General features: G+C 61.2%; 18 protein-coding genes. 14 read left to right on the forward strand and 4 right to left on the reverse strand.

Annotated elements, in window-relative coordinates; translation table 11 throughout:
- The first annotated feature begins 65 nt into the window (after positions 1-65).
- The 3 genes from CKW40_RS00105 to CKW40_RS00115 are packed head-to-tail and all read left to right on the forward strand — an operon-like array spanning position 66 to position 3,716.
- Complete coding sequence (locus tag CKW40_RS00105) at positions 66-1,280, forward strand: glycosyltransferase family protein (RefSeq protein WP_095197941.1); 1,215 nt, start codon at positions 66-68, stop codon at positions 1,278-1,280.
- A 1-nt stretch (position 1,281) separates the two neighbouring features.
- Positions 1,282-2,526 carry a glycosyltransferase gene (locus CKW40_RS00110; protein ID WP_095197942.1) on the forward strand — a complete coding sequence of 415 codons (1,245 nt, stop codon included), beginning with the start codon at positions 1,282-1,284 and terminating at the stop codon, positions 2,524-2,526.
- A complete protein-coding gene (locus tag CKW40_RS00115) occupies positions 2,523-3,716 on the forward strand; it encodes a glycosyltransferase family protein (RefSeq protein WP_095197943.1) in 1,194 nt (397 codons plus the stop codon). Before CKW40_RS00110 ends, CKW40_RS00115 begins: the two co-directional genes overlap by 4 nt.
- A gap of 107 nt (positions 3,717-3,823) precedes the next feature.
- On the opposite strand, the gene CKW40_RS00120 is transcribed toward CKW40_RS00115, so the two are convergent.
- The gene (locus tag CKW40_RS00120) at positions 3,824-4,495 is read right to left on the reverse strand and encodes a class I SAM-dependent methyltransferase (protein WP_095198455.1); all 672 of its coding nucleotides are present in this window, start codon (positions 4,493-4,495) and stop codon (positions 3,824-3,826) included.
- Between the two features lie 162 nt (positions 4,496-4,657).
- On the opposite strand from CKW40_RS00120, the gene CKW40_RS00125 reads away from it, so the two are divergent.
- From CKW40_RS00125 to CKW40_RS00135, 3 genes are all read left to right on the forward strand, one after another.
- Entirely contained in the window at positions 4,658-7,372 is a 2,715-nt protein-coding gene (locus tag CKW40_RS00125) for an ABC transporter transmembrane domain-containing protein (RefSeq protein WP_095197944.1), read from the forward strand.
- A 307-nt stretch (positions 7,373-7,679) separates the two neighbouring features.
- Complete coding sequence (locus CKW40_RS00130; protein WP_095197945.1) at positions 7,680-8,129, forward strand: cyclic nucleotide-binding domain-containing protein; 450 nt, start codon at positions 7,680-7,682, stop codon at positions 8,127-8,129.
- A gap of 74 nt (positions 8,130-8,203) precedes the next feature.
- Positions 8,204-9,058, forward strand: a complete 855-nt coding sequence (locus CKW40_RS00135; protein WP_095197946.1) for an MBL fold metallo-hydrolase — start codon at positions 8,204-8,206, stop codon at positions 9,056-9,058.
- 1 nt (position 9,059) lies between these two features.
- Here the strand turns inward: CKW40_RS00135 and CKW40_RS00140 are convergent, their stop codons facing one another.
- Positions 9,060-9,824: a polysaccharide deacetylase family protein gene (locus CKW40_RS00140; RefSeq protein ID WP_095197947.1), complete on the reverse strand. Its 765-nt coding sequence runs from the start codon at positions 9,822-9,824 to the stop codon at positions 9,060-9,062.
- Positions 9,821-10,909 (reverse strand): glycosyltransferase family 4 protein, encoded by a 1,089-nt coding sequence (locus CKW40_RS00145; protein ID WP_095197948.1) that lies wholly within the window; start codon positions 10,907-10,909, stop codon positions 9,821-9,823. Before CKW40_RS00145 ends, CKW40_RS00140 begins: the two co-directional genes overlap by 4 nt.
- Before the next feature lie 73 nt (positions 10,910-10,982).
- On the opposite strand from CKW40_RS00145, the gene CKW40_RS00150 reads away from it, so the two are divergent.
- The 8 genes from CKW40_RS00150 to CKW40_RS00185 all read left to right on the forward strand — a co-directional run bounded on the left by CKW40_RS00150 (position 10,983) and on the right by CKW40_RS00185 (position 22,011).
- The gene (locus CKW40_RS00150; RefSeq protein ID WP_095197949.1) at positions 10,983-12,161 is read left to right on the forward strand and encodes a DUF3095 domain-containing protein; all 1,179 of its coding nucleotides are present in this window, start codon (positions 10,983-10,985) and stop codon (positions 12,159-12,161) included.
- A 114-nt stretch (positions 12,162-12,275) separates the two neighbouring features.
- Positions 12,276-13,619: a nucleotide sugar dehydrogenase gene (locus tag CKW40_RS00155; RefSeq protein WP_095197950.1), complete on the forward strand. Its 1,344-nt coding sequence runs from the start codon at positions 12,276-12,278 to the stop codon at positions 13,617-13,619.
- Between the two features lie 248 nt (positions 13,620-13,867).
- Positions 13,868-15,208, forward strand: a complete 1,341-nt coding sequence (locus CKW40_RS00160) for an adenylate/guanylate cyclase domain-containing protein (protein WP_095197951.1) — start codon at positions 13,868-13,870, stop codon at positions 15,206-15,208.
- Positions 15,209-15,350: 142 nt separating this feature from the next.
- Positions 15,351-17,246: an ABC transporter ATP-binding protein gene (locus tag CKW40_RS00165; protein ID WP_095197952.1), complete on the forward strand. Its 1,896-nt coding sequence runs from the start codon at positions 15,351-15,353 to the stop codon at positions 17,244-17,246.
- The gene (locus CKW40_RS00170; protein WP_095197953.1) at positions 17,243-19,141 is read left to right on the forward strand and encodes an ABC transporter substrate-binding protein; all 1,899 of its coding nucleotides are present in this window, start codon (positions 17,243-17,245) and stop codon (positions 19,139-19,141) included. Before CKW40_RS00165 ends, CKW40_RS00170 begins: the two co-directional genes overlap by 4 nt.
- Before the next feature lie 2 nt (positions 19,142-19,143).
- Positions 19,144-20,142 (forward strand): ABC transporter permease, encoded by a 999-nt coding sequence (locus CKW40_RS00175; protein ID WP_027031334.1) that lies wholly within the window; start codon positions 19,144-19,146, stop codon positions 20,140-20,142.
- Complete coding sequence (locus CKW40_RS00180; protein WP_095197954.1) at positions 20,139-21,320, forward strand: ABC transporter permease; 1,182 nt, start codon at positions 20,139-20,141, stop codon at positions 21,318-21,320. The genes CKW40_RS00175 and CKW40_RS00180 overlap by 4 nt, the downstream gene beginning before the upstream one ends.
- A 211-nt stretch (positions 21,321-21,531) precedes the next feature.
- Positions 21,532-22,011: a class I SAM-dependent methyltransferase gene (locus tag CKW40_RS00185; RefSeq protein WP_095197955.1), complete on the forward strand. Its 480-nt coding sequence runs from the start codon at positions 21,532-21,534 to the stop codon at positions 22,009-22,011.
- 31 nt (positions 22,012-22,042) lie between these two features.
- On the opposite strand, the gene CKW40_RS00190 is transcribed toward CKW40_RS00185, so the two are convergent.
- The gene (locus CKW40_RS00190; RefSeq protein WP_095197956.1) at positions 22,043-23,458 is read right to left on the reverse strand and encodes an adenylate/guanylate cyclase domain-containing protein; all 1,416 of its coding nucleotides are present in this window, start codon (positions 23,456-23,458) and stop codon (positions 22,043-22,045) included.
- Positions 23,459-23,649 lie beyond the last annotated feature (191 nt).

Consider the following 23,649-nt stretch of genomic DNA (forward strand, 5'->3'; position numbering starts at 1 on the left):
GTGGTTTCGGAGCCTGCGGGGTCGCCCGCGGTCCTCAAAGCGAGAGTTCTAAAAGACGTTCACTAATGACCCAGCACGCACAAGACGCTCGAATTCTGATGTACAGCCACGACACGTTCGGGCTCGGCCACTTGCAGCGCTGCCGGACGATCGCGCATTCGCTGGTCGAGGATTTCCGCGGACTTCAGGTGCTTATCATTTCAGGTGCGACCATCGCCGGCGCCTTCGATTACCGCGCCCGTGTCGACTTCGTGAAAATTCCCAGCGTCATCAAGTTGCGCAACGGCGAATACACCTCGCTGGAAAAGGATATCGATCTGCATGAGACGCTAAGGATGCGCCAGTCGATCATCCGCCACACGGCCGAGACCTTCCGCCCGGATATCTTCATCGTCGACAAGGAGCCGCTCGGCCTGCGCGGTGAGATTGAGGACACGCTGTCCTACCTCAAGACGCGGGGCACCACGCTCGTGCTTGGCCTGCGCGAGGTTATGGACGCGCCGCATCTGCTCGAAGCAGAGTGGGCACGCAGGGATGTGATGCGCAAGATAGGCCTGTTCTTCGACAAGGTCTGGGTCTATGGCCCGCCGGATTTCTACGATCCGCTGACCGGCCTGGATGTGCCGCCGGCTGTCAGGGCAAAGATGCGGTTCCTCGGTTTCCTGCAACGGAGCCTGCAGCGGAACGAGTTGCCCGGCCACCGGCCCGAGGGCGACTATATCCTCGTTACCACCGGTGGCGGCGGTGACGGCGCCGAACTGATCCACGACGTCATCGACGCCTATCAGCAGGATCCGCAATTGCAGCACAGAGCGCTGATCGTGCTTGGGCCTTACATGCCGGCGCGCAAGCGCAACAAGCTGCTCAAGAAGGGGGCCAAGATCCCCTACGTCAAGATCATCGAGTTCGACAACCGCATGGAAGACCTGATCGCCGGTGCCAAGGCGGTGGTGGCAATGGGCGGCTACAACACCTATTGCGAGATACTGTCTTTCGACAAGCCGGCGCTGATCGTGCCGCGCGTCACGCCCCGCGAGGAACAACTGATCCGCGCTCGGCGCGCGGCCGAACTCGGCCTCGTCGAGATGCTTTTGCCGGAAGAAGCCAAGGATTCCCAACGGTTTGCCGATGCCCTGAAGGTGTTGTCGGACCGGCCCCGTCCATCGCAGAGCAATCCGCATCTGACGCTGGAAGGGCTGCCTCATATTTCCGAAATCGTCGCGGAACTGCTCGACCGGCGGGCCGGCCATCACCTGTCGGTCATTGAAGGCATGAACTGAGTTGCAACATCGCAAGATCGTCGTGGTTCTGAAGGGCTATCCGCGGCTGTCGGAAACCTTCATCGCGCAGGAACTGCTCGGTCTGGAGCGTGCGGGGTTCGACCTGATACTCGTCGCGCTGAGGCGGCCGACCGACGCAAAACGCCACCCCGTGCACGACGAGATCAAAGCGCCCGTCCATTATCTGCCGGAATATCTGCATCAAGAGCCGCTGCGCGTGGTTCGCTCGCTGTTTGCTTGTCTGCCGCGGCCGGGCTTCTGGCGCGCGCTCGGATCGCTGGCTGCCGATTTACCCCGCGACTTTACGCGCAATCGCGTGCGCCGCTTCGGGCAAGCGCTCGTGCTGGCGGCCGAATGGCCTGACGACGCGGGATGGTTGCATGCCCATTTCGCGCACACGCCGGCATCGGTGACGCGCTATGCCAGCCAGCTTCGTGGCCTGCCCTGGAGCTGCTCGGCCCACGCCAAGGACATCTGGACTTCGGCGGATTGGGATCTGGCCGGCAAGCTTTCCTCGGCGCGCTGGACGGTCACTTGTACGAAAACCGGGTTCGACCGTCTGAAAGTACTCGCCAACGGCAATTCGCCTGTGCATCTGAGCTATCATGGACTCGACCTTGATCGCTTCGGCAGTTTTAGCGAGGCGCGAAAACAGCATGACGGCTCGGCGCCCGGCGAACCGGTTGTCGTTTTGAGTGTCGGGCGCGCCGTTGCAAAGAAAGGCTACGATACCTTGCTGGAGGCCCTTGCCCTCTTGCCCGGTGATTTGGCGTGGCGTTTCGAGCATGTCGGCGGCGGCGAGGAACTGGAACGGCTCAAGGCGCTGGCGCGAAAGCTCGGACTGGACGGCCGCGTCTCCTGGAAAGGCGCGCTCGCGCAAAAAGAGGTGCTTGAGCACTACCGAGGCGCCGACATTTTCGCCCTGGCCTGCAGGATCACCGCCAATGGCGACCGGGACGGCCTGCCGAATGTTCTGGTGGAGGCAGCCAGCCAGCGGCTTGCCTGCGTGTCGACCGATATTTCCGGCGTGCCGGAGCTTCTATCGCCGGAGGAAACCGGGCTGCTGGTTCCAACGGAAAACCCGATTGCGCTCGCACAGGCGCTGAAGCGCTTGATCCGCGATCCCATGCTGCGCGCCCGCCTCGGCGACGCCGCGGAGCGGCGCGTGCGAAGCAATTTCGATCATACGGCAAGCATTGGACAGCTCAAGCAACTGTTCCAGCAGGAGTGGCGGGCTGCCGAATGAAGCAGCTGCGCGCTTTCTTCTATGTCCAGCACCTGCTCGGCATCGGCCATCTCGCGCGCGCCAGCCGCATTGCGGCGGCCCTGGTCGATGACGGTTTCGACGTCACCGTCGTGACTGGCGGAGCGCCGATCGCGGGGTTTCCGGGACCGGGGGTAAAATCTGTAGCCCTGCCGCCTGTCACCTCCGGCGATGAAGGATTTTCCGGACTGGTCGACCTGCAGGGCAAACCCATCGGCGATGATTTCAAGACATTGCGTTCAGAGATGCTGCTGCAGGCATTCCGCGATTGCAGGCCGGATATCGTCATCATCGAGGCGTTTCCATTTGGACGCCGGCAGATGCGTTTCGAACTCTTGCCGCTGATCGAGGCCATCGAGGCGACGTCGCCCAGGCCGCTGCTGGCGACGTCGGTCCGTGATATTCTTCAGGAGCGCGTCAAGCCGGGCCGAAACGAGGAAACGGTCGATCTCATCAACCGGCATTTCGATCTTGTCATGGTCCACGGCGATCCGGCTTTCGCAACCATCGACAGGACATTTCCACTGGCTGGGGCGATCAGCTCCGAGGTCACTTACACAGGGCTCGTTGCCGCACCACCACCGCCCGCGGCCTCCGAGCGCTTCGACGTCCTGGTGTCGGTTGGCGGCGGGGCTGCCGGAAAGAGCCTTGTCAACGCCACCATCGCTGCGGCGCGGAAGGCCGACAACAGCTGGAAATGGTGTCTGATCACCGGCCCAAACCTGCCGAAAGACGAGTTTGACGCGATCACACGCGATGCCACGCCGGGCCTGTCCATCTTCCGGTTCCGCGAGGATTTCGCCAGCCTGCTGACCGGCGCCCGCCTGTCGGTCTCGCAGGCAGGTTACAACACGGTCTGCGATGTCCTGCGCGCGGGTTGTCGCTCGCTGCTCGTTCCATTTGCAGCCGGCGGCGAAACCGAACAGACGGTTCGCGCCCTGATGCTCGAAGAACTCGGTCTTGCAACGGTGCTGACGGAAAACGACCTGACGCCTGAGGGCTTGGCGCGAGCGATCGAACAGGCGCTTGTGGGACCGACGCCATCCGCGCATCGTCTCGACCTGGAAGGCGCGCATCACTCGGCGCAAATCCTGCGCGAGCGGTATCGAACATGGTCCCTGGAAATGGGGGCCGGTTTCGGAAAGGCGCAGGATCAAACAGACGAATCCTAACGGTTCATCGGCTTTCACGCACATCGTGTCCAGCAGGTGCGACACGCTTCAAATCCTTGGTTTATGGCGCTGTCCCAAAACCGCTTCGCACTTTTGAGCGAAATGCATCAAACAGTCCCGATCAGCATGAAGCGCGTATATTTTTTTGTCGGCAGTTCGCCGGAGAACCGCACCTCGCGGAGCGCCGCCATCGCTTCGAAGGCTGCAAGTGAAGCCACGCAGTTGATGTGCGTCGGCTCGCTGAAATAATCGTTCGATTGCAGCAGCACATTCGTGCCCCGCGGAAGCAGGGCAAGCCAGGCGGGGAGATCGGCTATATGTTCGCAGCTCGTATTGACGATCAGGTCGGCCCCCCCGGCCGCATAGTCGAGCGCGTGCATATCTGCCGTCAGCGCCTGGAACCGATCTCCGGCTTGCCGGTTGAGGGTCCGGGCGACCGCCGCGACTTCGGGATCGATGTCGATGCTGTCGACCGCCGCGATGTCGAAGCGGGCGTCGTTGAAAAGCATTGCCGGCAAGACGCCGTACCATCCACCCAGGACCCATATGCGCGCGAACCGGCCGCCGCTGCTTTCGAACAGCCTGTCGAGCGCCCACATCTTGCAGGCGACCTGCTTGTGGTTGAAGGCGTTGGCGATATCGGCCTCTGGATGCTTGGCGATGACGCGCGCCAGCCCTGCCACGAGCGGATGGTTGACATAGGCGGCAATTCCTCGCGTGAGGTCCAGGGCCTGCTCGTGCCCGTCCGTGCGGACATTGCGTGGTTGCGTGACATCCATCATATTCGCCTTGTATGTTGGGATTTCGGGCGACACAACGCAATCTTGCCCGCAAAGCCGCCTTGCAGGCTTCGAACGTGTCGCCGGCGATGATTGCCGATGCGCCGTTCACCAGCCGGCGCTTTTACTTTTGTTCTTTAAACTGAAGGCCCACAGTCGCATATGGAACCCAGCCTAGCCCGCTATATCTGGACACACACCAAGAGGCAGCAGGTCGGGATAGTGTTGATCGTCTTGCTTTCGATGATCCCGTATTTCATGTCCTTCGACCTGCCGAAGCTGATCGTCAATGGCCCGATCCAAGGTCGCGGCTTCGAGCAAGCGGACGCGACCCGGCCATTCCTGAAGCTGCACTATGATCTGCCGTTCTTTGGAGAGGTCCAGTTCTTTTCCGGTTTTCAGCTCGACCGCAAGGAGACGCTGTTTGCCCTCAGCTTTGTGTTCCTGTTGCTGGTCGTTATCAACGGCCTGTTCAAACTCTACATCAACACCTACAAGGGCCGCCTCGGCGAGCGCATGCTGCGGCGTATCCGCTTCGATCTGGTCGATCGTGTGCTGCGCTTCCCGCCGAGTTACTTCACGCGAGTGAAATCCGCCGAAGTGGCGACCATGGTGAAGGACGAGGTCGAGCCGTTGGGCGGCTTCATCGGCGATGCCTTCCTTCAGCCGGTGCTGCTCGGCGGCCAGGCGCTGACCGCCATGCTGTTCATCATGGTTCAGAATGTCTGGCTCGGGATGATAGCGCTCGTCATCGTGGCGATCCAGATCGTGCTCATCCCGCGAATGCGGCGCCGGTTGATCGTGCTCGGGCGCGAACGGCAGCTGACGGCGCGCGCGCTTTCGGGCCGGGTCGGCGAAATCGTCGACGGCATCGGCACGGTTCACGTCCACGATACATCAAACTACGAGCGCGCCGACATAGCTGCCCGGCTCGGGCTCATCTTCAAGATCCGCTTCGATCTTTACCAGTGGAAATTCATGGTAAAGTTCCTCAACAATTTTCTCGCGCAGATCACGCCCTTTCTGTTCTACATGATCGGCGGGTATCTGGTCATCCAGGGGCGGCTGGACGTCGGCCAGCTCGTGGCCGTGATCAGCGCCTACAAGGACCTGCCCGGACCGATGAAGGAACTGATCGATTGGGATCAGGCACGGCAAGATGTCCAGGTCAAATATCAGCAGGTCGTTGAACAGTTTACCGTTGAGGAGCTCATTGCGCCGAGAATCGGGGCATTGACGATGGACGATCCCGATCCGATGACCAATCCCCTGTCGGCGATCAGTCTGTCCATAGCAGACGATGGCGGTGCAATGCTCCTCGACCGTATCTCCCTCCAGATCAAGCCGGGGGAGACGGTGGCGCTGGTCAGCACCGCAACAGGTGGAGCGGAGGCGCTTGCGGAAGCCTTCGCCCGCCTGAACTGGCCGGACAGCGGAAAGGTCGCTTCGGGCGCCGACGACCTGCTTGAACTCCCTGAAGCCGTCACCGGCCGGCGCATGTCCTATGCGTCGTCGGACGTTTTCCTGTTCCAGGCAAGCCTCCGCGATAACCTGCTCTACGGGTTGAAGCATGCACCGCTGACGTCGGTGACTTATGACGGGGCCGCGGCTGATCAGCGCCGCTGGAACATCAACGAGGCGCGCCGGTCCGGCAATACGGATCTCGATATCCACAGCGACTGGATCGACTATGCTTCCGCCGGCGCCACCGGCCCGCACGACCTCTTCGAAGCCGTGCGCCGGGTGCTCGACGCGGTTGTTCTGTCGCGCGACATTCTGGATCTTGGCTTGCGCTCTTCGGCCAACCTCGCCCGCCACACGGAGCTTCCCAGACGGATCGTCGAACTGAGGGCGGCGCTGCGAACCCGGCTGGAACAGGAAGGGCTGAGCGGACTGGTGGCTCCTTTCGAACCGGGCGCCTACAACAAAGAAGCGACGATCGGCCAAAACCTGCTCTTCGGCGCTGCCGCCGGCCCCGAACTGGCCGACAGGGCTCTGGCGGCCAATCCCTATTTCGCTTCTGTGCTGAAGCAAGCCGGCCTCGACCGCACGCTCTACGAAATGGGCATGGAAATCGCCGAACAGGCGATCGAGCTGTTTGCCGACCTGCCGCCAGATCACCAATTCTTCCAGCAGCTCGCCTTCATGAGCGCCGAGGAGATACCCGCCTACGAAACCTTACTGCAACGGCTCAAAAACCGTCCCTACGAGGCGGTTTCGGAAAACGACCGAGCCATGATCGTCACCTTGAGCTTTGCCTATATCGAGCCCCGGCACCGCTTCGGCCTGCTGAGCGACGAGCTGATGAGCCAGATCGTCGCTGCACGCAACCGGTTCTATGAAAACCTGCCGCCCGAGCTGCAAAATGCGGTGGAACGGTATGATCCTGCCAAATACATTGCCGCGGCTACCGTGATGGACAATGTCCTGTTCGGGCGTGTGGGCAACAACCATCCCGACGCGCCGGACCGCATACGCTCCATCGTGTATGACATTCTCGACGAGCTGGGGCTTTATGCCGAGCTTCTGGATGTCGGGCTGGACTTCAACGTCGGCGCCGGCGGCAGGCGGCTGACCGGCGCACAGCGACAGAAGCTCGATGTTGCCCGGGCCCTGCTCAAGCGTCCTGATTTTCTCATTCTCAACCGGCCGCTGTCGGCACTCGATCAGCGCATGCAGGATAGGGTGCTGCGAAACGTGCTCGAGGAAGCCAGACGCGACGGCCATTCACCGGCAATTGTGTGGGCCGTGACGAACCCGGCAATGGCGATGATGTTCGATCGCGTTGTCGTCTTCGACTCGGGTCAATTGGTGGAAGACGGAACACACGAGACACTTCTGGCAGGGAGCGGTATCTTTAAGGACCTGCTGTCATAGAGCAACGGACGTTCAGATGGGATCATTGCGCCGGTGAAAATTTGCTGCAAGGTCAAGGGATTCGGCGAAGGGCGTGGCGAGAATACATCCGCGCCGAAAGCCCGAAGGATTTGCCTAAACTTCACCCGGTTCTTCGGATCCGGCTGGCGGATGCCCATTTTGTCAGGCGGCATCGCCCGATCGCACAACATCGGGCTCGCCACCTTTCGCGTGGTTCGTCTCGCCATCCCGGGAAACAGAATTGATTCCATCCGGGCGGCCGTTGCTCTAGTCTGGCAAACGCGAATTTTTGGGAAGGTTTGCGACAATGCTGCTCAAGGATGAGGTTGGAATGCTGCAACGCGTTCCCTTGTTCTCCGGCATAGAGCCGGCAAAGCTCAAGCTGCTTGCGTTCACATCCGATCGCGTGAGCTACAGCGCCGGCGAGATCCTTTTCCGGCAGGGCGACGAGGGAGACGCCGCCTATGTCATCCTTTCAGGCAGGGCGGATATTCTGGTCGATTCCGACAGCGGACCGATAAAAGTCGCCGAACTGGTGCCAAATTCGATTGTTGGCGAGATCGCCATATTGTGCAACAGCTCCCGCACCGCCACCGTCAGAGCCGCAAGCCAGCTGGAAGCCTTGAGAATCCGCAAGGATCATTTCCTGAGGCTTATGAAGGAGTTCCCGGAAATGACCATCGAGATGGTGCGGGTTCTTGCCGATCGCCTAAGCCATACGACCGCGGATCTGATCGACGCACGAAGCGCCAAGTGACGCGTGACGTGAGCTTAGTCCTCGCCGCCGTGATGGCACTGGCGACCTGGGCGACTTGACTGCGAAGGGGTAGCATGGACGACGACGTTTTCCTGGTCAGGTTTTGGGGCGTGCGCGGCAGCATTTCGGTATCTGGGCCAGAATTCGCTCGCTATGGCGGCAACACAAGCTGCATCGAGATGCGGTGCGGCAAGGATACGCTTCTGTTCGATGCGGGCTCTGGCCTGCGGCCTGCCGGCAGGGCGCTTCGGGCGTCGGGCGTGACCGATTTCGACCTGTTTTTCACCCATTGCCACTACGATCACATCATCGGGCTGCCGGCCTTCAAGCCTATCTATGAAAGGGGCTTCAAGGTTACACTTTGGTCCGGGCATCTCGCTGGACGCATGACGACCCGCGAGATGGTCGATGAGTTCATTCGGCCGCCGTGGTTTCCGGTGAAACTGGACATCTGCAAGGCAAATCTCGACTACCGCGATTTCGTATCCGGAGACGTGCTTCGGCCGCGCGAAGGGGTGGTGGTGCGAACCGGCAGTCTTACCCATCCGGGCGGCTGCATAGGCTACCGGGTCGAATGGGGCGGCCGCGTCGTGGCGGTGATCACCGACACCGAGCACGAACCGGGCAAACTCGATCAGGCGGTGCTCCGGCTGATCGAAGATGCCGACCTCGTCATTTACGATTGCACCTACACCGAGGAGGAAATGGAGCGCTACCGCGGCAACGGGCACTCGACATGGCAACAGGGCGTCAAGCTCTGTGAGGCCGCCGGTGCGCGCGGGCTTGCGCTGTTTCACCACGAACCGTCGCGCACCGACGGGGAATTGGACGAGATGGAGAAACTGGCCAAAGACAGGTTTGCCGGCGCTTTTGCCGCGCGGGATGGCCAAACGCTCAAATTTCCGATCTCATTAGACAAAAAGCGCTGAGCTATTTTCCTGAGCTGGCGCCGCGCTCGATCAATGCCCTGATCGGAAGCCATGCGCAGGCCTCGGTTTGTGCGGTGACTGTGAACAGCCGTTCGAGGAAAAGCCAGGCCGATTCATCATGCACGAGATGGTGGGTGAGCAGGCCGACCGGTTCGCCGCCGTCGAATGCATGCTGCAATTGCGCGGTGATAGCCTGAACCAACAGGCCATGATCGCGGCAACCGCGCGTGCCATGCCAATCCATGATGTCGACATTGCTGTTGATGACCGCCAGCGAAGCCGACTTCGGCGGCCCATAGACCGACAATGCTGCAAATCCTATCGATCCAAGGCCGGATACCAAGCCGGCGTCGATCCTGTTCCAGGGTGGCACCAGCATCGGAACGGCACGTGCGCCGTGCAGGCCGGTTACGTGCGACAGCCCGCGCGCCAGATCATCGAGCACCATCTCGCGTGGCCGATGCGGGCCGAGCTCCTGCTTTTTCTGGTCCTCGGGCGCATGATTCCGGTGCGCCCAGCCATGGATGGCGACCGAGGCATGCGGCGCCTGGTCAAGTCGGGCGACAAGCTTCTCATCTGTCACGGCCGGAATGACGGCCAGGGTGACCGGAACCGCGAATTCACCCGTGAGGTCGAGCAGCCGATCAAGTGCAGGCGTCGGATCCACGGCGTCATCGTCGCGCAGCCAGAACTCTGCCTTACGGCCCGCCCGTTGCAGGCGCGCCAGTTCTTCCACCAATGGCTGCCAGATCTGATCGGATGTCATGAAACCGGGATCCTCGCGAGAAGTTCGGCCAGACGCGCCGCTGCATCACCGAGGGAACGTTCTTCGAGGACGAACCGTCTGGCTTCTGCGGCCATGATGGTTCTTTCGTCGTTACGGGCCAGCAGCCTTTCAATGGCGGAAGCGAACGCCGCAACATCGCCCGGCGGGGTGAGAAACCCGGTCTGGCCATGCCGCACGACCTCCGGCACGCCGGCGATGTCCTGGGCCACGACCGGTAGGCCGGCGGCCTGTGCTTCAAGATAGGCAACGCCATAGGCCTCGCCGTAACCCGGCCAGACGTAAATTCCCCCACTGCACAGGATATCCGGCACGGCGGCTGGCTCAATCGCGCCAAACCATTCGATACGGTCGGCAGGCAAGCCGGCGAATTGGGCTTTGACCTCGTCACGGGCCGGCCCGTCCCCGACGACCGACATGGTCCAGGACAAGTGGCCGATCGAAGCGAGCGCCTGCGCCAGCATGCGATAGCTTTCGACTTTGTCGCCCGGGCGCATCATGGCGACGGTAACGAGGCGCGTCGGACAACCCCGTGCCGGCGTTTCCCGGAACACCGATGTGTCGATGAAGGGCGAAAGCATGCCGAAAGCGGCGTCGGGGATCGCATCCACCAGTCCCTGACGATCCCTTTGCGTGAAGCAAATGTTCAGCGCCGCCTGTGCGACGGCTCGCGCCACCAACGCTTGCGCATCGGCCCACAAGCCGGCGTTGCGCCGCCTCGAATAGGAGGCTTCCGCTGTCACATAGGGGACAGCAAAGGCCGACGCCAACTCGGGCCCGATCAGGTCGGGCGCCTTGTAATAGGGATGGTAGGTAAACCAAAGATCGGGCTTGCCGTCACGATCCCAAAGCTTGGTCAGCCGCGCGGCTTCTTCTCGGGCCTCGATCTTGAGCGCTTCGAAACTTTTCAATTCCGGATCGCGTAGATAGAAGCGTAATTCGGATGCCAGTTCGACGCTGTGCCCTGCGTGCTCCAGCGCCTTGATGAGCATCCGTGCCATCTGGCGGTCGCCGGAGGCAACGGGATGGTTGGGCGACTTCAGCGCCGCGTAGAAGGCAATTCGCATCGCCGGACCTATCCCCAGAAAGCCTGCGCAAGTCAATTTCAAAGCATGATCGCCTTCGCCTTCAAGCCGTGGAATGTGCTATCTGATGCTCATGGAAACAGCTGCCGTGTCCGACCCGTTTGTCGCTTCTCTGCCGGTCTTCGCAAAGTTCGAAAGCGTTGCCGATATCGACAACTATCGGCCTCTCCCTGATGGCTGGGCGCTGGCCACCGCCGACATCGTCGGCTCGACCAAGGCGATCGAGGCCGGGCGCTACAAAACCGTCAACATGGCCGGCGCCAGCGTCATTTCGGCGCTGCTCAATGCGCTGGGTCGGCAAGATCTCCCCTTTGTCTTCGGCGGCGACGGCGCGCTCGTGGCGTTTCCCGGCTCGGCGCTGGAGGTCACCCGCAACGCGCTGGCGGCTGTCCAGAGATGGGTGGCGGACGAACTGGACCTGACCTTGCGTGCCGCAATCGTGCCGATAACGGATATAAGAGCGCAAGGCCTCGACGTTCGCGTGGCGAGGTTCCAGGCCTCCGAAGCGGTCTTCTATGCCATGTTCGCCGGCGGTGGCGGCAGTTGGGCGGAAGCCGAGATGAAAGCCGGGCGCTACCGCATCGATCCCGCGCCGGCCGGCGCGCGGCCGGATCTGACCGGCCTCTCCTGCCGCTGGAACCCGATAGAAGCCCGGCATGGCGAAATCGTCTCGATCATAGCCATACCGGGAGTGTCGCGCGATTTGCGCGGTTTTCAGTTTCTGGCTTCCGACATCATCGCCCTTGCCGGCCGGCAGGAGCGCGATGGCCACCCGGTGCCGGTGGACGGGCCGGGCTACAGTCTCTTGCCCGCCGGCCTCGATGTCGAGGCGCGAGCCACGGCGCGGCCAGGGCGGCGGTGGCTGGCGAAGCTGTGGGTGATATTCCTGATGACGCTTACGGCGGTCACCGACAGATTTGGCTGGACCATCGGTCGTTTCGATCCGAAGGTCTACAAACGCGAGGTGGCCAGCAATTCGGATTTCCGGAAGTTCGACGACGGCTTGAAGATGACCATCGACGTTGACGCTGATGTGTTGCAACGGATCGAGAGCCGGCTGAAACAGGCGGAAGAGGCGGGCATCTGCAGCTACGGCCTGCACCGCCAGAAATCGGCCTTGATGACATGCCTCGTCGCCTCGCCGCTGCAACGCGATCACGTTCATTTCATCGATGGCGCCGCGGGCGGCTATGCGATGGCTGCCGCAAGCCTGAAGGCGAAGGCGCCGGTTTGAGCACGGCTTGCGGAAATTGATCTTCCGCAATATGCCTCGGCCATGGTTCCGGGGACAAGGTGAGCCTCGCCATGACAACGGACAGCCTGTCCGAATTGACTGGAAAGCAGATTTTTGGACGCCTCACAATCGATATATGACAGTCTTCTGAACCGGATTTCGACGCGCGCCGCGCAGGTCGGCGTGATCGGACTGGGCTATGTCGGGTTGCCGCTGGCGGTTGCGGTCGCACGCGCCGGCTTCCCGGTTTCCGGCTTCGACATCGAAGCCCGGAAGGTCGAGAGCCTGAACAACGGCCAATCCTACATCGAGGCAGTGACGTCGACAGCCCTTGCCGGCCAGGTGGCGAGCGGACGGTTCCGCGCCACCGCGGATTTTGCCGAACTGGCCGTCTGCGATGTCATCATCATCTGCGTTCCGACACCGCTGACGAAACACCGCGAGCCGGACCTCTCCTTTGTCACCAACACGGCAGGCACCATCGCGAAGCATCTGCGTCTCGGCCAGCTCGTCGTGCTGGAATCGACCACCTATCCCGGCACCACCGACGACGTGATCAAGCCCATACTGGAAGCAACCGGCTTGCAGTCGAAGACAGACTTCTTCCTCGGCTTCTCGCCCGAACGCGAGGATCCCGGCAACCGTAGCTTTGAAGTCGCGACGATCCCAAAGGTCGTGGCGGGCGACGGCATTGAAGCGGCGGCGCTCGTGCAAGCTTTCTACCAAAGCGTGGTCAAGACCGTCGTTCCGGTTTCCACCACCGCGACCGCCGAGGCGGTCAAGCTGACGGAAAACATCTTCCGTTCGGTCAACATAGCCCTCGTCAACGAATTGAAGGTTGTGCTCGGGGCGATGGGCATCGACATCTGGGAGGTGATCGAGGCGGCAAAGAGCAAGCCCTTCGGCTACATGCCTTTCTATCCTGGCCCGGGACTTGGCGGGCACTGCGTTCCGATCGATCCCTTCTACCTGACGTGGAAGGCGCGCGAATACGAACTGCCGACCCGCTTCATCGAGCTGGCGGCAGAGATCAACACGGCCATGCCGCGTCATGTGGTCGATGAACTGGCGAAGGCGCTGGACCGGCGCTGCGGCAAGGCGCTCAGCCGCTCGCGCATTCTCATCATCGGGCTGGCCTATAAGAAGAATGTGCCCGACATCCGCGAAAGCCCCTCATTGCGGCTCATTGAGCTCATCGAGGAATGGGGCGGCAAGGCGGAATTCCACGACCCGCATGTTACCGAGATCCCGACCACACGGGAGCATATGGCGATCAAGGGGCGCCGCTCGGTCGCATTGACCGAGGCGGCCTTGAAGGGTTTCGATGCTGTGGTCGTTGCAACCGACCACGACGCGATCGACTATAAGATCATCGCTGATCACGCCGTTCTGATCCTCGACACACGCAATGTTTTCGGCCGCCTCGGGCTGGCCCGAGACACGGTGGTGAAGGCCTGACGGCGTCTGAGCCGGCGAATTTTTTGCCCGATGTCAGGATCGTGATTGCACTCCGCCGGCAGCCTCGCCACATAAGGCGACGCAGGACATAGATGCAGTTACGCCAGCTCCTTTCGTTGCAAGGACAGTCATCCGGGAAATTTCTTGCCGCATGCAGCCGAGGCCGGCCTCGTTGACTTCGGGGGCTTTATCTTTGGGTCGTTGGCGGACTGTGTTATGGCGGATCAAAGGACGGGTTTCGAGATAGCATGAGCACAGCGCGAGCAGAAATTTCCACCATTCTCATGGATAAGGTTGCCGATTGGCTGAACCAATCGGCGCTGGCGGGCAGCGACCTGGAAACATTGGTAAAGGGCTTTTGCGAACGGCTGGCTGCTGCCGGCCTGCCGCTGAAGCGGGTGCATTTGAGCTTTTCGATGCTGCATCCGCTTTACGACGCGCTTGGCTTCACCTGGTTTCGCGGCCAGGGCATAGAAGTGGAAGGCTTCCGCGCCGAGCCCGGCGGGCCGTCCGACAGATTTCTGACCAGCCCATACTACCATCTGCTCAGCAACAAGCTCGACCATCTGCGACGCCGGATCGACCCGTCATTGCCGCCGGAATTTCCTATTTTCGAGGAACTCAGGCTTATCGGCGTCACCGATTACATGGCTTTCGTCCATCCCTTCAGCGGCAACACCAGTCAGGGCATGATCGGGTCCTGGTCCACCGACAGTGCTACAGGCTTCAGCGACAGCATGATTTCGGCGCTGCTGCGCATCCAGAGCCATCTCGCTATCGCAACCAAGATGGCGGTACTCACCAAGCTCGCCGACAACATGATGACCACTTATCTCGGCGGCGACGCCGGCAGGCGCGTGCTGGACGGCCAGATCAAACGCGGCGAAGGCGATACGATCCGGGCCGCGCTGGTCATGGGCGATATGCGCGGATCGTCGAGGCTTGCCGAAACCTCCGGCCGCGAAATCTATATCGATACGCTGAACCAGTTTTTCGACGCCGTTGCCGCACCTTTCAATCGCAAAGGCGGACAGATCATGAGTTTCATCGGGGATGGCTTCATTGCCGTCTACCCTTGCGAAAGACACCGCTCGCAGTCCGAAATCGCCTGCCAGGCTGCCCTTGCGGCCGCGCACAAGGCCACCGCGCGCATGATGGATCTCAATCTGCGCAGGAAGGAGCAGGGGTTGGGCGACATACAATTTGGTATCGGCCTGCATGTCGGCAATGTGATGTTCGGCAATGTCGGGCTTACCGACCGGCTCACATTCTCTGCCTTCGGCTCGGCTGTAAACGAGGTCCAGCGCCTCCAGACCCTGACCAAGAAATATCCGCACAGCGTTCTCGCAAGCGAAGACTTCGCCAGCTACTGCGGGACTAACAGCTGGTTGACGCTCGGCAAGGAGGAACTGCGGGGAATCAAGCAGAAGCTGACAGTGCTTGCACCCGATCTGTCGGGCGCTCTCGCACTCGATGAAGACGCTGCGCTGGAGCCGATTCACGACCGAAGATCGGACGCCGAGCAGGTCATGCTGCTTCATCGCGATACCGCGCGGATATCGGCGGGCGACCCGAGCAAGCTCCAGTAACCGCACCAATCCGGTCCGAACGCCGTGGCGGGCAGTCCGGTCGTCGGTCCCGCCAAGGGCGACCGTTTCGAATCCAAGTTGCTCTAAGCTGGCAATGCGCTAGTCTCGCTTTCTGGACTGCCAGAGTGGGGCTGGTGCGAGAATGAATTCGGGTTTTGATCTGCTGCGGATCGAAGATGTTGGCATCTCTTTTGCCATTATCGGGGGACCGTTGCATGCCGTCAGGCGCGCAAGTCTTCGCGTCCTGCCCGGCAAGGTTACCGCGCTTGTGGGCGAGTCAGGTTCCGGAAAATCGGTTCTCAGCCAGGCCGTGATGGGCATTTTGCCGAACACAGCCCATGTTCGCGGCCGTATCCTGTTTTCCGATCCTGAAAAGCCCGGCACGACGCAGGATATCCTGCAGATGCCGCGCGATGGACCCGAAATCCGGGCGTTGAGAGGCAGCCGCATCGGCAAGATCTTTCAGGAGCCGATGACATCACTGTCGCCGCTGCACACGATCGGCAACCAGGTCAGCGAATCGCTGCAGATTCATACGCCCATGGCTCGGGTGGAGCGCAAGGCGCGGACCGAGGAAATGCTCAGCCTTGTCGGCTTTCCCAATCCCAAGCGCGCCTATGACATGTATCCGTTTGAACTTTCGGGAGGATTGCGTCAACGCGCCATGATCGCCATGGCTCTTATCTGCCGGCCCGCTTTGCTGATCGCCGATGAGCCGACGACGGCGTTGGACGTCACTATCCAGGCGCAAATCCTGCAGTTGCTGCGCGAGCTTCAGACCAAGCTGAACATGGCGATGCTGCTGATCACGCACGACCTCGGCGTTGTCGCCAATGTCGCCGACGAGGTGGTGGTCATGTACCATGGCGAGATCATGGAAGCGGGACCTGTGGAGGCGATATTCCGCCGGCCGGGCCACCCTTACCTGAAGGGCCTGATGGCAGCCGTACCGCATTTCGACCTGAAGCCTGGCGAAAGGCTGAAAGCGCTCCGCGAGGTGCCGGTGAATGTCGGGAACCTGCTCGGCAAGCAGACGGCGCCGGCATCGACGGGGCCGGACGACATCCTGCTGTCGGTCAGGGATCTGAAAAAGGTCTTCACCACCCGCAAGTCCGGATGGTTCGGCGGGGGTCATCAAACCACTGTTCGCGCCGTGGACGGCGTGAGCTTCGATATCAGGCGGGGCGAGTGCCTGGGTCTGGTCGGCGAAAGCGGCTCCGGCAAAACCACCGTCAGCAAGATGCTGATGCGGGCAGTCACCCCTAGCGGCGGCTCCGTGGTCTTCAACGGCCGCGACAGATCAATCGACGTCTTGGGGGCCGAGGGAGACGCCCTGCGCTTGCTGCGCGCGAAAATCCAGATGGTCTTCCAGGATCCGGTTTCGTCGCTTTCACCGCGCATGACGGTGGAGAACATCTTGAGCGAGCCGCTGGAAATTCATCAACGCGGCAATGCCGCGTCCCGACTGGCCACCATCAAGAGCCTGATGCAGGCAATCGGGCTCGATCCGCGCTTCATCAAGCGTTATCCGCACAGTTTCTCCGGCGGGCAGCGTCAGCGTATCGGCATCGCGCGCGCGTTGGCGCTGGGGCCTGAACTTCTGATCTGCGACGAGCCGGTTTCGGCGCTCGATGTCTCTGTCCAGGCGCAGATCCTGAACCTTCTGAAGGACCTGCAGAAGGAACTGGGCCTGACCTACCTGTTCATATCCCACAATCTGGCTGTGGTGGACTACATGGCAGACCGCATCGCGGTGATGTGCGGCGGGCGTATCGTCGAGCTTGCGCCGCGCGAAATTCTGCTTAGGAAACCGGTCCACCCCTACACGCGCTCACTTGTCGCCGCGGTACCTTTCCCGGATCTCGACAGGCCGATGGATTTCAAGACGCTGAAGCTCGGGGGCGCTTCCGATACCAGCGCATGGGGACCGCAATTCCGCGACGAGGGCGACGAGGATATGCTGTCGCCGCTCGATCTTGGCGGCGGCCACCTCGTGCTGGCCCGACGTTCGGCCGATGTCAGAGACCTACGCCATTGATCAGCCGCCGCACCGTCCTTGGTCTCATGGCTTCGGCATTTCTGCCGGGCACGTTGCGCGCCGCCGATCTGGAGCCTGAATTTCTTCAGCCGCAGTTGAAGGCCAGGGCCCTGCCGGCACTTGCCGAACGCCTGCCCAAGAGCCCGCGTGCTTTGAATCTCGCTGCGATGGGCCGGCAGCCCGGTCAGTATGGCGGCACGCTGCGCACGATCATCGGCAGCCAGAAAGATATCCGGATGATGACGATCTACGGGTATGCTCGCCTGGTCGGCTATGACGAAAAGCTCAACTTGCAACCCGACATTCTCGAAAGTTTCCACGTAGCGGATAATCGCGTCTTCACCTTCAAGATACGGGAAGGACATAAGTGGTCCGACGGCAGCCTGCTGACGCCGGAGGATTTTCGCTATTGCTGGGAAGATGTCTGGCTGAACGATGAGCTTTCGGAAGGCGGGGTCGCCCCTTCCCTGCTGGCGGACGGCAAGCCGCCTCGCTTCGAGATCGTCGATCCGTTGACGGTCCGCTATAGTTGGGATGCGCCCAATCCCGACTTCCTGCCAAAGCTCGCCGCTGCTTCGCCGCTACCGCTTGTTCTGCCGGCCGCCTATCTCAAGCAGTTCCACAAGAAGTACCAGGATCCATTCCGGCTCGCCGGCCTGATGAAGGAGTACCGGGCCAAGAAATGGACGCTCCTGCATATCCGCATGTCGCGGCAGTATCGCCCGGAGAACCCGGAGTTGCCGACGCTCGATCCCTGGCAGAACCGGACCAAGCCGCCGGCTGAGCAGTTTATCTTCGAGCGCAACCCGTTCTTTCATCGAACAGACGAGAATGGCCGGCAACTGCCCTATGTTGACCGGATTGTCATGAATGTCAGCTCGTCGGCGATCATTTCCGCCAAGACCGGTGCGGGCGAGAGCGACCTGCAATGCATGGGAATTGACTTCGCCGATTACTCCTTCCTGAAGGACGCGGAGAAGCGCTACCCGGTGAAGATGCATCTCTGGAAACGCACACAGGGCTCGCGGCTGGCGCTGCTGCCCAATCTGAATTGTGCCGACCAGGTGTGGCGTGGCCTCTTCCGCGACGTGCGCGTGCGCCGCGCACTTTCGCTCGCTGTGGACAGGCGCGAGATCAATCTGGCCGTGTTCTACGGATTGGCGCAGGAAAGTGCCGATACGGTCCTGCCGGAGAGCCCGCTCTACCGGCCGGAATTCGCGAAAGCCTGGGTCGCCCATGATCCCGACCAGGCCAATGCGCTGCTCGACGAGGTCGGGCTTCAGACGCGTGACGATGACGGCCTGCGGATACTTCCCGACGGACGCCCGGCGCAGGTCATCGTGGAAACGGCCGGCGAAAGCACCCTGGAAACCGACGCGCTCGAACTCATCACCGATCACTGGCGCAAGATCGGCATTGCCCTGTTCATCCGGACTTCGCAGCGCGATATCTTCCGCAGCCGCGCGCTTGGCGGCGAGATCATGATGTCGATGTGGTCGGGCATCGACAATGGCGTGCCGACCGCCGACATGAACCCGTACCAGTTGGCCCCCACCGTCGACGATCAGTTGCAATGGCCGCTCTGGGGTGCTCACTATTTGTCTCATGGCACGCTCGGTGAGGCGCCCGATCTTCCGCCTGTGGTCGAGCTGATGGCTTTGCTCAAGCGCTGGAACGCATCAACCGAAGCCGCGGAGCGCGCCGAAATCTGGAATTCAATGCTGTCGATCTACACCGATCAGGTGTTTTCGATCGGCACGGTGAACGCAACGTATCAGCCGGTTCTGGCGTCCTCGCGGCTGCGCAACCTGCCTGACAAGGCGCTCTACGGCTACGACCCGACTGCCTATCTCGGTGTCTATATGCCGGATACATTCTGGCTTGGAGAGACCTGAGCGTGCTTCGATATATTGTCTGGCGCATCGCCGTGATGGTTCCAACGCTGCTGGTCATATCGGCGCTGGTGTTCACGATCATCGAACTTCCGCCAGGCGACTATTTCGACAGCTATGTCGCCGAGCTTCGGGCTCAGGGCGAAGCGGTGGATTCCGATCGCATCCAGATGATGCGCAAGGAATATGGTTTCGACCAGCCACCGGTCATTCGCTACTTCTACTGGGTCGGCGGGATGCTGCACGGCGATTTCGGCTATTCCTTCGAGTATGAGCTGCCGGTTCGCGACGTCGTCGGCGACCGAATGTGGCTGACCGTTCTGGTTTCCTTCGTCACGATCATCGTCACCTGGCTCATCGCCTTTCCGATCGGCATGTACTCCGCCACGCATCAATACAGCTGGGGCGACTACGGCCTGACGTTCTTGGGCCTTCTCGGCCTTGCCATTCCGAACTTCATGCTGGCGCTGATCCTGATGTATTTCGCCAACATCTGGTTCGGCACGTCCATCGGCCATCTCATGGACCAGCAATATCTCGGCGAGCCGATGAGCTGGGCCAAGGCGCAGTCTATCCTCGCTCATCTCTGGATCCCGGTCTTGATCATCGGCACCGGGGGCACGGCAAGCATGATCCGGCGACTGCGCGCCAATCTGCTCGACGAACTACACAAGCAATATGTCGTGACCGCGCGCGCCAAAGGCCTTCATCCCTTCAAGGCACTGGTCAAATATCCGCTGCGCATGGCGCTCAATTTCTTTATTTCCGACATCGGCTCTATCCTGCCGGCCATCATCTCCGGCGCCGAAATCACCGCGATCGTGTTGTCTTTGGAAACGACCGGGCCGATGCTGATCAGGGCGCTGCAGAGCCAGGACATGTATCTAGCCGGGTCGTTCCTGATGTTCCTCGCCTTCCTGACGGTCATCGGTGTCCTAATTTCCGACCTGGCGCTGGCGCTGCTTGATCCACGAATTCGCTTGCAGGGCGGCAGCACCAAATGAACACGCAATCGCCGCTGCCCGCTCCGGGTGCTCCAATGCAACACTACGTTTCCATAGCGCCCTTTGACCTGCAGTCGGTCGAGGCGATGACGCCGGAGCAGTCGAAGGTCTATCAGGCGTCGCAGTTGCGGCTGATGTGGTGGAAATTCCGAAGGCACCGGCTTGCCGTTGTATCCGGCATATTCCTGGCAGCGCTTTATTTCGGGATACTCATCTGCGAGTTCCTGGCGCCCTACAATCTGCACACGCGCAACATGGACTACATCTATTCGCCGCCGCAGCAGGTGCACCTGTTCCACAACGGCCAGTTCGTCGGGCCTTTCGTCTATGGCCGCCACATGACGCTGGACATGGACACACTCAAGCGGAACTACATAGAGCAACAGGATGATGTTCAGCGGATCCGCTTCTTCTGCAAGGGCGACAGTTACCGGTTCTGGGGCCTGATCGAAGGTGACAGGCATTTTGTCTGCCCCGCCGAAAACGGCCAGCTCTTTCTGGCCGGCACCGACAGGCTGGGGCGCGATGTGCTCTCTCGCATCATCTATGGCGCACGCATCTCACTGACAATCGGCCTCGTCGGCATCAGTTTCAGCTTTGTGCTCGGCATTGTCATCGGCGGACTGGCCGGCTATCACGGCGGTCTCTTCGACCTGATCGTTCAACGGATAATCGAAGTTCTGCAATCGATCCCCAGCATTCCGCTGTGGCTGGCTCTGGCGGCGATCATGCCGATAACCTGGAGTCCGATCCTGATCTATTTCGGCATCACCGTCATCCTCGGGCTGATCCACTGGACCGGACTGGCGCGGGCCGTGCGTTCAAAGCTTCTCGCCTTGCGCGAGGAGGATTACGTTCTGGCCGCGCAATTGATGGGCGCCAGCAGCACCCGCATCATCGGTCGGCACCTCATTCCCGGCTTCATGTCGCATCTGATCGCGACGGCGACGATCTCCATACCCGGCATGATCCTGGGTGAGACGGCGCTGAGCTTCCTCGGGCTCGGCCTGAGGGCGCCGACAACCAGTTGGGGCATCCTGCTCACCGAGGCACGCAGCGTCAGCGTGATCGCGTTCTATCCATGGCTGCTTTTGCCGATGCTCCCCGTCATTCTCGTCATCATGGCGTTCAACTTCTTCGGAGACGGGTTGCGGGACGCCGCAGACCCCTACAAGTGACATCGCTGTTCCGCAGCGCGCCGGGACGCCGCCCCCACCCTGTATGCTCCTTGTCGGCGGCCTGTTCGGTTATTGCGGTGTCCATTGTTCGCCTCTATATCGGGCGAGACGCGATCGGAGTTTAGCATGTCGCCTTTGGGTTTCATCCGTGAACCGTTCTCGTCGCGGGTATTGCCGATCACTTGAGCCGGTTGAGGACACACAAGCGCATATGTCTCGCCTTGAGAATTTCATCAGCAGGATGACCGCACAGCGCGACATTCTCGACCACGTGTGCGTCGAGGTGGCGAAGATGGAGGGGCTTGTGCTCGAGCTCGGCCTTGGCAATGGCCGGACGTTTCACCATCTGCGCGAGCGCCTGCCCGGACGCCGGATCGTGGTGTTCGACCGCGAAGTTGGCGCACACACCAGCTCAATTCCCGAAGCTGAAAACCTCGTGCTCGGCGAGATACGCGAGACGGCGAGGAGGTTCATCGGCATCGACGCCGCTCTTGTTCATGCCGACATCGGCACCGGCTATGAAGATCGCGATGCAGTGACCTCTACTTGGCTTCCCGATCTGATTGCGCGCATGCTTCGCGTCGGCGGCTTCGCGGTCAGTGGCACACCGCTCGATCACCCGCAGTTGCAACGCCTCCCGCCGCCGACCTCGGAGCCCGCCGATCGTTATTTTCTCTCCAGGCGCGTGTGAGGCTGGAGACGGGTCTTCAGGGACCAAGTCTTCAAGGGATCGTATATACTGCTATCTCCCGCTCAATGCCGCGCAGCGAGACCTCGTGGGGCACGGGCGTCAGCTCGTTCCTGCGCAACAGATCGGCGGTGAGATCGTCGTCGACCACCGCACGCGTGGCGAAGATCGCCTGCGCGGTGGCAAGGTTCTGGACCCGCGAAGCAATGTTGACCGTCTGGCCGAAATAGTCCTGTCGCTCGTTCATTGATACGGCGATACAGGGGCCGGCATGGACCCCGATCTTGAGCAGCAGATCCTCGCGCCCGCTCTTTTCGTTGAGCGCACGCATGGCGTCGCGCATCCTGAGGGCCGCAGCAATCGCACGATCAGGCGTCGCGAAGGTCGCCATCACCGCATCACCGATCGTCTTCACCACCGCGCCTGCCTCCGCCGCGACGATCTCATGCAGAACCTGGAAATGCGCGCGTACGAGATCGAAGGCCGAAAGGTCGCCCACCCGCTCGTAAAGCGCGGTCGATCCGCGCAGGTCGGTGAACAGGAAGGTCAGGCTGGTGATCTTCAGGCGCTGGTTGATGTCGAGCGTGTCCGTGCGATAGAGATCGCGAAACGTCTGGTTGGTGAGCAGGCGCTTGGCGGTGAGGAAGGGCCGGCGTTTGCCCAGGAGATCGTGCAATGCCTGGCCGGCGATGAAGACCGTCGGCAGCACGCGGGTGTCGGTCCTGTTTTCCAGCGAAATGCGCAACGGGCCGGGCTGCATCTCCAGTGTCTGGTTCTGGACATGGTCGCGGTCGAAGACCAAAGACAGGCTTCGGCGCTCCTTTGTCGGTTCGCCCTTCACGTCGATGAACTGCGCTGAATGGGTGACCGGCTCGAAGACGATGATGAATTCGGACGGAAGCTGTATGGGCAGGACCGCCTTTTCACCGGGCGCAAGCTCGATATCCTCGAGCGAGAACGATTCGATCGTTTTCGCGAAATCCTCATCCGGCAGATCGACGCCGGACGCCCAGTAGATCTGGCGGAAATATTCCATCAACGGCAATTCGTGTGGATTGTGGGCGGCAATCCTGCGCATGCGGGGACTAACGGTGAATGTCACCTCGACCATCTCGTCGAGGGTCGGCGAATAGCCCTCGGAGCACAGCGCGCAGGTGTATTCGTCCTTCTGCAAGGTTTTCAGCGTGGCGTTGGTATCGAGCACGCCGCCACAGCCGGGGCACAGAACATTCCAGGAAATGTCGAAGATGCCCACCCGCGCCGCATGGAGAAAGGCGCCTATGGCGCGCTCCTCGTCGAGGCCATGCTTGTTGGCGAAGGCCAGCACATTGATGCGGCAAAGCTCGCGATCCTCGCCCTCGGCGATGGTTCGCTTGATCGCGTCGATTGCGCGTGGATCGACATCGGTCGATTGCCGCAGAAGCGAGAACAGATCCTGTGCTTCGTTCATCGTGCAGGCTCCGGAAAATGCGCCTCCCGAGGCGTGTTGACCGGACCGCTCCTTGGTCCGAGTTTGCCATTTTACGTCGAAACGGATCGTACGGCCATTCGAATAGATAAACCTGGTGACAGCTCGATTTCCATCCGGCCGCAAGCGGCACTATGATGGTCCACGGGTATTCACCTTTGGGGGGCCCTTTC

It is taken from the genome of Mesorhizobium carmichaelinearum (assembly GCF_900199455.1).
Classification (GTDB): Bacteria; Pseudomonadota; Alphaproteobacteria; order Rhizobiales; family Rhizobiaceae; genus Mesorhizobium; species Mesorhizobium carmichaelinearum.

What these genes read in the sequence shown, in the direction of transcription:
- CKW40_RS00130 (WP_095197945.1), top strand. Translation starts at nt 7,680, where the DNA reads ATGCTGCTCAAGGATGAGGTTGGAATGCTGCAACGCGTTCCCTTGTTC.
- CKW40_RS00180 (WP_095197954.1), top strand. Translation starts at nt 20,139, where the DNA reads ATGAACACGCAATCGCCGCTGCCCGCTCCGGGTGCTCCAATGCAACAC.
- CKW40_RS00140 (WP_095197947.1), bottom strand. Translation starts at nt 9,824, where the DNA reads ATGACATCCGATCAGATCTGGCAGCCATTGGTGGAAGAACTGGCGCGC.
- CKW40_RS00105 (WP_095197941.1), top strand. Translation starts at nt 66, where the DNA reads ATGACCCAGCACGCACAAGACGCTCGAATTCTGATGTACAGCCACGAC.
- CKW40_RS00135 (WP_095197946.1), top strand. Translation starts at nt 8,204, where the DNA reads ATGGACGACGACGTTTTCCTGGTCAGGTTTTGGGGCGTGCGCGGCAGC.
- CKW40_RS00185 (WP_095197955.1), top strand. Translation starts at nt 21,532, where the DNA reads ATGTCTCGCCTTGAGAATTTCATCAGCAGGATGACCGCACAGCGCGAC.
- CKW40_RS00115 (WP_095197943.1), top strand. Translation starts at nt 2,523, where the DNA reads ATGAAGCAGCTGCGCGCTTTCTTCTATGTCCAGCACCTGCTCGGCATC.
- CKW40_RS00125 (WP_095197944.1), top strand. Translation starts at nt 4,658, where the DNA reads ATGGAACCCAGCCTAGCCCGCTATATCTGGACACACACCAAGAGGCAG.
- CKW40_RS00165 (WP_095197952.1), top strand. Translation starts at nt 15,351, where the DNA reads ATGAATTCGGGTTTTGATCTGCTGCGGATCGAAGATGTTGGCATCTCT.
- CKW40_RS00120 (WP_095198455.1), bottom strand. Translation starts at nt 4,495, where the DNA reads ATGGATGTCACGCAACCACGCAATGTCCGCACGGACGGGCACGAGCAG.
- CKW40_RS00190 (WP_095197956.1), bottom strand. Translation starts at nt 23,458, where the DNA reads ATGAACGAAGCACAGGATCTGTTCTCGCTTCTGCGGCAATCGACCGAT.
- CKW40_RS00150 (WP_095197949.1), top strand. Translation starts at nt 10,983, where the DNA reads ATGTGCTATCTGATGCTCATGGAAACAGCTGCCGTGTCCGACCCGTTT.
- CKW40_RS00160 (WP_095197951.1), top strand. Translation starts at nt 13,868, where the DNA reads ATGAGCACAGCGCGAGCAGAAATTTCCACCATTCTCATGGATAAGGTT.
- CKW40_RS00145 (WP_095197948.1), bottom strand. Translation starts at nt 10,909, where the DNA reads ATGCGAATTGCCTTCTACGCGGCGCTGAAGTCGCCCAACCATCCCGTT.